The 10,062-nt window shown below is 44.3% G+C and carries 11 protein-coding genes; 4 read left to right on the forward strand and 7 right to left on the reverse strand.

The features are described 5' to 3' along the window. Nucleotides 1-15: 15 nt before the first annotated feature. From clpX to tig, 3 genes are all read right to left on the reverse strand, one after another. A complete protein-coding gene (clpX, locus tag BHV83_RS20050) occupies nt 16-1,245 on the reverse strand; it encodes an ATP-dependent Clp protease ATP-binding subunit ClpX (protein ID WP_005645733.1) in 1,230 nt (409 codons plus the stop codon). Nucleotides 1,246-1,342: 97 nt separating this feature from the next. Beyond that, the gene (gene clpP / locus BHV83_RS20055; RefSeq protein WP_005634693.1) at nt 1,343-2,008 is read right to left on the reverse strand and encodes an ATP-dependent Clp endopeptidase proteolytic subunit ClpP; all 666 of its coding nucleotides are present in this window, start codon (nt 2,006-2,008) and stop codon (nt 1,343-1,345) included. Nucleotides 2,009-2,194: 186 nt separating this feature from the next. Further along, entirely contained in the window at nt 2,195-3,550 is a 1,356-nt protein-coding gene (gene tig, locus BHV83_RS20060; RefSeq protein WP_005634690.1) for a trigger factor, read from the reverse strand. Between the two features lie 325 nt (nt 3,551-3,875). Here tig and rbp point away from each other — a divergent pair, with 325 nt between their 5' ends. Then, nucleotides 3,876-4,118, forward strand: coding sequence for an RNA-binding regulator (gene rbp, locus BHV83_RS20065; RefSeq protein ID WP_005634688.1), 243 nt, complete (start codon nt 3,876-3,878; stop codon nt 4,116-4,118). Nucleotides 4,119-4,187: 69 nt separating this feature from the next. Beyond that, entirely contained in the window at nt 4,188-5,093 is a 906-nt protein-coding gene (locus BHV83_RS20070; RefSeq protein WP_039849740.1) for a CPBP family intramembrane glutamic endopeptidase, read from the forward strand. Here BHV83_RS20070 and lptB read toward each other — a convergent pair. Continuing rightward, nucleotides 5,090-5,842 carry an LPS export ABC transporter ATP-binding protein gene (gene lptB, locus BHV83_RS20075; protein ID WP_036724763.1) on the reverse strand — a complete coding sequence of 251 codons (753 nt, stop codon included), beginning with the start codon at nt 5,840-5,842 and terminating at the stop codon, nt 5,090-5,092. The two genes, BHV83_RS20070 and lptB, sit on opposite strands and share 4 nt — an antisense overlap. Nucleotides 5,843-6,026: 184 nt before the next feature. On the opposite strand from lptB, the gene BHV83_RS20080 reads away from it, so the two are divergent. Further along, nucleotides 6,027-6,773, forward strand: coding sequence for an MlaE family ABC transporter permease (locus tag BHV83_RS20080; protein ID WP_005634684.1), 747 nt, complete (start codon nt 6,027-6,029; stop codon nt 6,771-6,773). Nucleotides 6,774-6,776: 3 nt separating this feature from the next. Further along, on the forward strand, nt 6,777-7,565 hold the full coding sequence (locus BHV83_RS20085) for an ABC transporter ATP-binding protein (RefSeq protein ID WP_005634683.1): 789 nt from the start codon (nt 6,777-6,779) through the stop codon (nt 7,563-7,565). Between the two features lie 78 nt (nt 7,566-7,643). On the opposite strand, the gene BHV83_RS20090 is transcribed toward BHV83_RS20085, so the two are convergent. The 3 genes from BHV83_RS20090 to BHV83_RS20100 form a co-directional block, all read right to left on the reverse strand. Then, nucleotides 7,644-8,774: a hypothetical protein gene (locus BHV83_RS20090; protein WP_286757939.1), complete on the reverse strand. Its 1,131-nt coding sequence runs from the start codon at nt 8,772-8,774 to the stop codon at nt 7,644-7,646. Further along, nucleotides 8,717-9,706, reverse strand: a complete 990-nt coding sequence (locus tag BHV83_RS20095) for a hypothetical protein (protein ID WP_286757940.1) — start codon at nt 9,704-9,706, stop codon at nt 8,717-8,719. The genes BHV83_RS20090 and BHV83_RS20095 overlap by 58 nt, the downstream gene beginning before the upstream one ends. A 47-nt stretch (nt 9,707-9,753) precedes the next feature. Further along, nucleotides 9,754-10,062, reverse strand: a 309-nt coding sequence (locus tag BHV83_RS20100) for a glycosylhydrolase-like jelly roll fold domain-containing protein (protein ID WP_353743784.1), incomplete at its 5' end; no start/stop codon positions are given.

A 10,062-nucleotide genomic window follows, 5' to 3' on the forward strand; every position in this document is an offset into this window, starting at 1 on the left:
TTTTAAAAACCGCCGTCAGGTCATCTGCAGACGGTTTACGTCCGATTTTTCAAACTTTTCCTTCGCATACTCCAACGTGACATGGAGTGTCTTTTCATTTGCAGACGGCATACTGTACATGGCATCCATCATCACAGCCTCCACAATGGAACGTAAGCCACGTGCTCCCAACTTAAACTCAAGTGCCTTATCGACTATAAATTCGAACACGTCTTCGTCAAATGTCAGTTCAATATCATCCATCGCAAACAATTTGATATATTGCTTGATGATCGAGTTCTTCGGTTCCGTCAAGATATTACGAAGCGTACTCCTATCCAACGGGTTCAAATAGGTCAAGATAGGCAGACGTCCGATGATTTCCGGAATCAGGCCAAACGATTTCAAGTCGGTTGGTGTAATGTATTTCAGCAGATTGTTGCGATCCACCTGCGCCGTGTTTTCGTTTGCGGCGTATCCTACTACACGTGTATTCAAACGCTGGGCGATTTTCTTCTCTATTCCGTCGAAAGCGCCACCACATACAAACAGGATATTTTTCGTATCCACGGCAATCATTTTCTGCTCCGGATGCTTGCGCCCACCCTGCGGGGGTACGTTCACGATGGAACCTTCCAAGAGCTTCAGCAAGCCCTGCTGCACACCTTCACCGCTTACATCACGGGTAATGGAAGGATTATCGCTCTTACGGGCGATCTTATCTATTTCATCGATAAATACGATACCACGCTGTGCCGCTTCGACATCATAATCGGCAGCCTGCAACAGACGGGTCAAAATGCTTTCTATATCCTCCCCTACATAACCGGCTTCTGTCAAGACCGTCGCATCTACAATGGCAAACGGGACATGGAGCAATTTGGCGATCGTACGGGCAAGTAGCGTTTTACCTGTCCCCGTAGCACCCACCATAATAATATTCGATTTCTCGATCTCAACATCATCCGATGTTACTTTCTGGATCAAACGTTTGTAATGGTTATACACAGCAACCGACAGATAACGTTTAGCGTCGTCCTGACCTATCACATATTGGTCCAGAAAAGTCTTAATATCCTCAGGCTTAGGCAGATCTTTCTGGTTTAATCCAAAAGAACTCCCCTTGCCAGGCATTTGTTCTTTTACTATTTCGTACGCTTGCTGTGCACATTCATCGCAAATAGCACCGGAAATCCCGTTAATCAACATATTAACGTCCCGGCTACCGCGTCCGCAAAACGTACAGCTATCGCCTGTTTTGGCCATTCCGTATTTGTTTTTTAAAGAGAGTACGTTAAAAGCTCCTGTTCCCGCATTCGATACAAGGGACAAGGGACTTTTAACGCAGCCCCTTACATTAATATTATTTATTACGAACCAGAACCTTGTCGATCATACCGTAAGCCAAAGCTTCCTCTGCCGTCATCCAATAGTCACGGTCACTATCGTGTTCAACCTTTTCATAAGGTTGACCTGAATGAGTTGATATGATTGTGTAGAGTTCCTTCTTTACTTTCAGGATTTCACGAGCCGTGATCTCAATATCCGAAGCCTGTCCCTGCGCACCGCCTAACGGCTGGTGAATCATCACGCGGGAATGAGGCAAGGCCATACGCTTGCCTTTCGTTCCGGCGACCAGCAATACCGCAGCAAAAGAAGCTGCCATACCCGTACAGATAGTCGACACGTCACTACTGATAAACTGCATCGTGTCATAAATACCATATCCTGCATAAACAGAGCCACCCGGAGAATTGATATAAATTGAAATATCCTTGCCCGGATCGCTTGAATCCAGATACAACAACTGTGCCTGGATTACATTTGCCGTATAATCGTCAACCTGTGTACCTAAAAAAATGATACGGTCCATCATCAACCGTGAAAAAACGTCCATCTGAGCAACGTTCAATTGACGCTCTTCGATAATCGTCGGAGATATGTAACTGCTGGTTATATTCATATAACTGTCCAGCGCATTACTGTTCATCCCTAAATGCTTCGTTGCATACTTTCTGAAATCTTCCATAATCTATAGTCTTATTGTGTTACCGAAAAGTCATAAAAAAAGGGATTCCTCTCTTACTTATCGGAATAACAAAGTTATAAATAAATTTCTGAAAGAAACAACTTATTTGCTGTCCGGTAAGATATTTTTTCGAGAGAAAGCCCTTTTTAGATAAAAAAGCTGCTGCTGCCGCTTTTTCAGGTAGTCTTATTCTTCAAAAAGTTTGTTGAATTCGTCGGCTGTCACCTCCTTGGTATCCAGTTCGACTTGTTCTTTCAACCAGCCTGCCAGTTTTTCTTCAACTGCACGGTCAATGATATTCTGCAGCGTCTGCTTGTTTTTCAAAATGTCTTTAGCATAGTTAGCCAATACGTCTTCCGGTACGGAAAGCATTCCATACTGGGCGAACTGGGCTTTAGCTACACGTTTAGCGAAGCCTTCGATATCAGCATCTTCAACTTTCAATCCGTTTTCCTTCACCAGATTTTCTTTGATCAGCTGATATTTCAAGTCTTCTATGATCCGAGGATATTCTTCGTCGATCTTTTCTTTCGTATTCTTTTCATTGGCAACCAGCAACCAACGCTTTAACAGGTCTTCGGCAAACGAAAGTTCACCGGCCTTCTGAACCAGCAGGTCACGGGCATCGACCAAGAACTTGAAGTCGCTCTGCGGAGTGAACTGCTCAGCCAAAGCTTCGCGGATCTTGTTCTTGAATTCTTCTTCGCTGGTAACAACGCCTTCACCGAAGACTTTGTCGAACAATTCCTGGTTCAGCTCTGCATTCTTATGACGAGTCACCTCCGTGATTTCAAAGCTAAAATCGCCTGTGATACCACTGACGGCTTCCTTATTCACTTTCAAGAAAGAAGCGATTTCTGCTTCTGCACCTTCGTAGGCCTTATTCGGATTGAATACGATCACAGAGTTCTTCTTTGCACCGATGAATTTAGCTTTTTCAGCTTCATCCTTTATGTACATCGGCATCAAAACAGCCTCTTCAACAACGATACCGCCTTCTTTCGGAGAACCGTTTTCCAGTTCGGCTACCGTACCTTTCACCAAGTCTTTTTCTTCTACATCCTCAACCTGGTCGTACGTTCCGAAATTAGCCTGGTAAGCCTCGACTTGTTTGCCGATCATTTCGTCGTCGATATTCACCTGGTAATAAGGAACCTTGTCATTTTTGGACAATTCGATCTTGATTTCCGGAGCCAGCGCTACATCAAAACAAAATTCGAAGTCTTCCTGAGTATCGAAGTTGATTTCTTTCTGTTCAGTTTCGTTAGGCAGCGGTTCGCCCAAAATGTTCAGTTTGTTTTCACGGATATAGTTGTACAAGTTTTCAGAAACCAATTTGTTGATTTCTTCAACCAACACATGCTTGCCATACATTTTCTTTACCATACCCATTGGGACCATCCCTTTACGGAAACCCGGCATCTCTGCTTTCTGACGGAAGCTGCGAAGGCTCTTTTCAACCTTGTCTGCATAGTCAGCTTTCACTATTTCCAATTTCACAATGCCTTTTGTAGCATCAATGTTTTTAAGCGAAACGTTCATTCTGAATGATTTATTTAATTAATAGTCTTGTTCGAATTTTAGGGTGCAAAATTAGACTTAATCTTTTAATCTCGCAAATTGTTTGCTTAAATTGTTATAACCGAGATGAATTTAGGAGCAATATTATTTTTTTCAGGATAAATTGTTGTTTATCTAAAATAAATGTATTCCTTTGCGATGTGAAAGGGCATTAACCTTGAACGGACCTAACATTGTTTTTTATTTCTTCATTTACTCGTTACTTGTCGAATATCTCTCACTGTTACGAAATTCCGGTTTACTACTTTCATTGAAGTAACAATTTTATTTTTTAATTTCTATTTTTATGAACATCTATGTTGGAAACCTGAACTATCGTGTTCGGGAAGATGATTTGAAACAAGTAATGGAAGAATACGGTACGGTTGAATCCGTAAAGATCATCAAAGACCGTGAAACAGGCAAATCAAAAGGTTTTGGTTTCGTTGAAATGCCGGACGATGAAGCTGCGAAAAAAGCAATCGCCGAGTTGAACGAAGCAGAATATGAAGGCCGCCAGATAGTAATAAAAGAGGCTCGTCCTAAATAATTACTTTTCCGGGAAAAAATAAGAAACTTCTGCTTAACTTTGAGCAGAAGTTTTTTTATGCTCAAAAATATGTTCTTAAAAGGTATATATGCCGGAAAACCGGCCATCTTCCAATTGACCGTCCTGCTTCTCCTGATTCTGGCAGGCGCAGTTTTCTCATCGCTGATTGCAATGGGATTCTTCTATATGATCTATGGTCTGCACGCCGATATTACGCAGTATTCGGACATGATGCGCCTGTTGCAACTTATTTCAGCCCTCGGCACATTCCTCTTTCCTGCATTGGCACTTGCGTGGCTGTGCAGCTACAATCCGAAAGAATATCTGTCGATCGGGAAAATGCCTAAAGGACACATATTGCTTCTCACATTTCTCAGCATATTTTTGATCACTCCTTCCATCAGCCTGACCGGAATACTGAATAAGCAGATGGAACTGCCATCTTTTATGGAACCCATAGAAAACTGGATGCGGTTGCAAGAGGAAACGGCCGAACAACTGACTCTGAAATTGCTGGCCGGAAGAGGGATCATAACTTTGTTTTTTAACCTGATCGTTATCGCGGTAGCTGCCGGCATTACGGAAGAATTCCTTTTCAGGGGCGCTTTGCAACGGATAATCGGGAAATGGACGTACAATCATCATATCATCATCTGGAGTGCAGCCATCATTTTCAGTACCTTCCACATGCAGTTTTTCGGCTTCCTTCCACGTATGCTGTTAGGAGCTTATTTCGGATATTTACTTTATTGGACCCGGAACATCTGGATACCGGTATTTGCCCACTTCGTTAATAATGCAATTGCTGTCATCAGCATGTCGGATGCCAAATTAAAAGACAACGAATTCATTACCGGAGATATTTCCACACAGAATTTGTTGCCCTACACAATCGTGGCGATCGTTGCGTTATTTTTCTTTGTCCGTTGCTGTCGGAAATTGAAAATTATCAGATCGTCTAATCTTAATTCTTAAAAGTCTTTTTTGCGGAGAACAAAATCCTTACCCAGATATTTTTCACGCACAATTTCATTTTCGGCCAACTGCTCGGCAGTTCCCTGAAAAAGCACTTTCCCTTCGAACAGCAGATAGGCACGGTCACAGATACTCAAAGTCTCGTATACGTTATGATCTGTGATCAGAATCCCGATATTCTTATGTTTCAGCTTTGCGACAATACTCTGGATATCTTGTACGGCAATCGGGTCTACCCCGGCAAACGGTTCGTCAAGCATGATAAATTTCGGATCGATAGCCAGACAGCGAGCGATCTCCGCACGCCGGCGTTCACCTCCGGACAACTGGTCGCCCAAATTCTTCCGCACTTTATTCAGACCAAATTCGGCAATCAGACTCTCCAATTTTTCTTTCTGGTATTCGGATGTTGTCTCTGTCATTTCCAATACGGAACGAATGTTATCCTCCACCGTCATTTTACGGAAAATAGACGCCTCCTGAGCTAAGTAGCCAATACCATTACGAGCGCGTTTATACACCGGAAACTTCGTGATCTCCATATCGTTCAAGAATATCTTTCCTTCATTGGGAGTCACCAACCCTACCGTCATATAGAAAGTAGTCGTTTTCCCAGCCCCATTAGGGCCAAGCAATCCCACGATCTCTCCCTGCTTCACATTGATCGAAACATGATTTACAACGGTACGTGTCTTATATTTTTTAACGAGATCCTCCGTACGGAGCACCATTTGTTGTTCGTCTGCCATATCCAAAATCTTTGCTACAAAGAAACGGAATTAATTCCTTCTATACAAATCGTTCACTACGCTTTTATTGACTTACAGCCCAGTTTAGATTAAATACAAACCAGAAGTATCAAGCCTGAAATGAACAGTTGTTCCCAGAATTGCGTTATATTTGCAGACTGTAATTGAATAGAAACATAAAATAATGAATAAAGCATTACATCAAGTAGGTGAATATGTCATGTTGATGGGGAAATGCATCTCCGTACCCAACCGGTGGAGCATGTTCTTTAAGCAGTTGATAAAGGAAATATATAAATTAGGAGTCGATTCCCTTTGGATCGTTGTCATCATTTCCATTTTTATCGGTACGGTTATTGCCATCCAGATTTCACTGAATATCAGTTCGCCGCTCATTCCTAAATTTACGATAGGATATACAACGCGTGAAATTATCCTGTTGGAATTTTCTTCTTCCATCATGTCACTGATCCTGGCAGGCAAAGTCGGTAGTAACATAGCCTCCGAGATCGGGACCATGCGTGTGACGGAGCAGATCGACGCAATGGAAATCATGGGAGTTAACTCCGCCAACTTCCTGATCCTGCCAAAGATGGTCGGTATGATGACTTTCATTCCGGTATTAGTTATCTTCAGTATGTTCACCGGTATTTTGGGAGGTATCGCAGCCAGCCATTCCACGGGCACAGGTATGACTCCCGCCTCTTTCGAATATGGTTTGCAGTTCTATTTCAATGAGTTCTACATCTGGTACTCCATCATTAAATCCGTCGTGTATGCGTTTATTATTTCATCCATAGCCGCCTATTTCGGTTATAATGTGAAAGGCGGTGCACTGGAAGTAGGCAAAGCCAGTACGAACGCAGTCGTTATGAGCAGTATCATGATTCTGCTGGCCGACGTGATCTTAACCAACTTAATGCTGACATAAAAAATGGTAGAAGTAAAACATATCACCAAGTCCTTTGAAGGACGCGTTGTCTTGAATGACATCAGCGCCGTCTTCGAAACGGGAAAAACAAACCTGATTATCGGGCGAAGCGGCTCCGGGAAAACGGTTCTTATCAAAAATATTATCGGGCTGATGCGTCCGGATTCGGGAGAGATTTTATATGACGGCCGTGACTTGACATCGATGGATAAGCACGAATTGAACATGTTGCGCCGTGAAATGGGTATGCTGTTCCAAGGATCGGCCTTATTCGACAGCATGACGGTGTTGGAAAATGTCATGTTCCCGCTGGATATGTTCTCAAACGACACTTACAAAGACCGCCTGAAACGTGCCCAGTTCTGTCTGGACCGTGTGAACCTGTCGGAAGCCGGCCACCTCTATCCTTCTGAGATCAGTGGCGGTATGATGAAACGTGCCGCTATTGCCCGCGCCATCGCCCTGAACCCTAAATATCTGTTCTGTGACGAACCGAACTCCGGCCTGGACCCCAAGACTTCGCTGATTATCGACGACCTGATCCACGATATCACCGCCGAATACAAAATGACGACTATCATCAACACACATGACATGAACTCCGTCATGAATATCGGTGAAAACATTATCTTCATCAAAGAAGGCGTAAAAGAATGGCAGGGGAACAGCAAAGAGGTTATTACTTCCAAGAACAAAGCATTGAACGATTTTATCTTCGCTTCAGACTTGTTCCGCAAGGTTAAAGAAGTCGAGGAAGAAGAGTTAAAAGAAGAAGAACTGAAAGCAAAGTAAAAAATAATCCGATGCCCATCGGATGAAAAAACGACGGGCATCGGATTATTTACTGATGCCTATTTTTTATCTATACCCTTAAAAGGCCGGTTTCAAGCCCTCCCATTTCACATTCCACAGTCCGTTTTTAGGGAATCCGGGATTTCCTTCCGTACAACCGTCCCAACCGGCACACATCATCGCGACAACGGTAAGCAAGCCGCCATTTCCCGGCAGGTAAAGCGGAAGTCCTTCATTCTGGAAATTGTGTCCATTAGGCAGATAAGTATTTTTCTGTACACTCTTCAACAAGGCTTCCAACGCCCACTCCGGTTCATTCAAGCGGATGGCAGTCATAGCTATCAAAGGGAAATCCCATCCCCAAGTATCAGCCCAGTCCCAATTGTCCAGAACATGGCGCAACGTTTTACGCATAACTTCCTTATCCAAATAAGCCGATGCCGGAAGGAAACCGTAAGCGGCCAATTGAGTCGGATGTCCTCCGTCTTTCTCTAATACAGATTCAGCCTCGACATAAACGCCATTGACAACAGGCCAGGGAGCCATCTGATCTGCCATCCGATCCCAATCGGCATTCCGTTCCCGTCCCATCCTCTCTCTCCAATCATTCGCCTTTTTCAACCCCCAGCTCCAATATGCCAATTCGAAAGCAGGATTGATATTTTCACGGAAAGTTCCACTGTTTCCTTCACGGGCGGAGATGATCGGAGGTCCCAGAACATAGCATTTCCGGGAGGCATCCCAATGAGCATAATCGAACATAAATTCAGCCGTCGCATTTATCAGGTCACCAAACCGGTTCAATGTCTCTTGTGTCGGATTTTCCCGATAAAGCAATTCCGCATAAAAAATCGGATGCGGTTGCTGCCAGACCAATAAGGGACCGACACCGGAAGGGGCCTCCATACCGTCCGGACCGATCATCTTCGGCCAACGGACTCCCTTATATCCTTGCGTGGCAGCATAGGATTTTGCCACTTCAAAAATCTCATCGTACCAGCCTAAGGTATTCGACAAGTAGGCGGACCGTCCCCACAAAGCAAAATGAACAGAATGCCACCAATGCATCTCCAGATGGAATTTGCCATACCAGCTATTGCAGGTCAAACCCGTCTCCTGAGGCGGATACTGTTGCCGGGACTGGATAGCGGTCAAATACTGCGACAGAACGATCCGGCGTTCCAACCGCTCATCCAGAAAGTTTCCCATGCCTGTCGGTTTGCCCGGACAGCAGAGGCATAATCATCAGAAGTATTCAACGCATTCTCATCTGTCGAAAAATCGACCAACAGCGTAAATTCATCTTTACCGGATAGTACTTCCAGAAAATAATTATGACGGGACGTTTCTCTCAATGCAGCCTTCACGGATGTCCGTATACGGCAATAATAGACAAAATCATCCGTCTGATGTTTAATGAGCCAATCGTTGTCACCACTTCGGACAATCCAAGACCGATGGCCGTCTTCCATATCCCAGACAGCCGGTTCCTTGCCAAATGCAACACTGGGAAAAGGGAAACAGATCCGTACACCTAACTTCTTTTCGGAAAAGAGAGGTGATTTCAAACGATAGGCCAACTCATCCTTATCGGGATGACAAAGTGTCGTGACTTCTACAGGAGAGCCGGACAGCTTAAAACGGCTTTCCAACGTTCCTTCCCAGACATTCAACTGTTGACAAGGTTCGCTCAGTTCCTCCTCCGAAAGCGTCTTTCCTTCCGCCTTCTGCAAACCGATCAAAGCCAATCCCGTTTGATGGGGATTGGCACGAAGATATTCACGACCGGGAGAAGAGCCGATCGGATAAGGGACTTTCTTGCCATAAGCATCCAGATATTTGAAGACATCAGGCAACTGATAGTTTTCCGTATTCGGAAAACGATGCCAGCCCCATTCCGACATTGTCGACAAAGGGATCCCTTCCCGGTACAATTCCGGAAAGGTTTGCATCCCCGTTATGTCGGCTGTATAGCAGAAACGCCCGTTCCCGACGGAAAGAGGGGAAAATTTGTCAATCTGCGTCTGCGTCACATTATGACGCATGACAAGCGCTTTCCGGTCTATCTTGTTACTTCCAGCCATTCCCGCACCACAACAGGCAAACAGGAAAAGAAGCATAATCAGTCTTTTTATATTCATATCCTGCTTTATTTTTGAATCTATTACATTACTGATATCCATTCCTCCTACATCTGTTCCACCGCCACCTGTATCGTTACGGGTCCCAACAGACCGGAAGGCTCCAACGCAATCTCGGATACGGCATTTCCCCTAAAGTCATTTCCCAAAACGATATTCGTTTGCGTATATTTAGTCGGGGACACCGCCATCTCATCACCCGCCACCCGGTTAAACCAGGAATTGGTCACTTCCACAACCACATCGTTTTCTCCTTCCTTCAAACCGTCTGTTATATCCACACGGAAAGGCTTTGTCCAGACAATTCCCTTGTCTTTCCCGTTAATACAGACAGAGGCAATCCCGACATCCTTTAC

This window comes from Parabacteroides sp. merdae-related_45_40 (assembly GCF_001915675.1).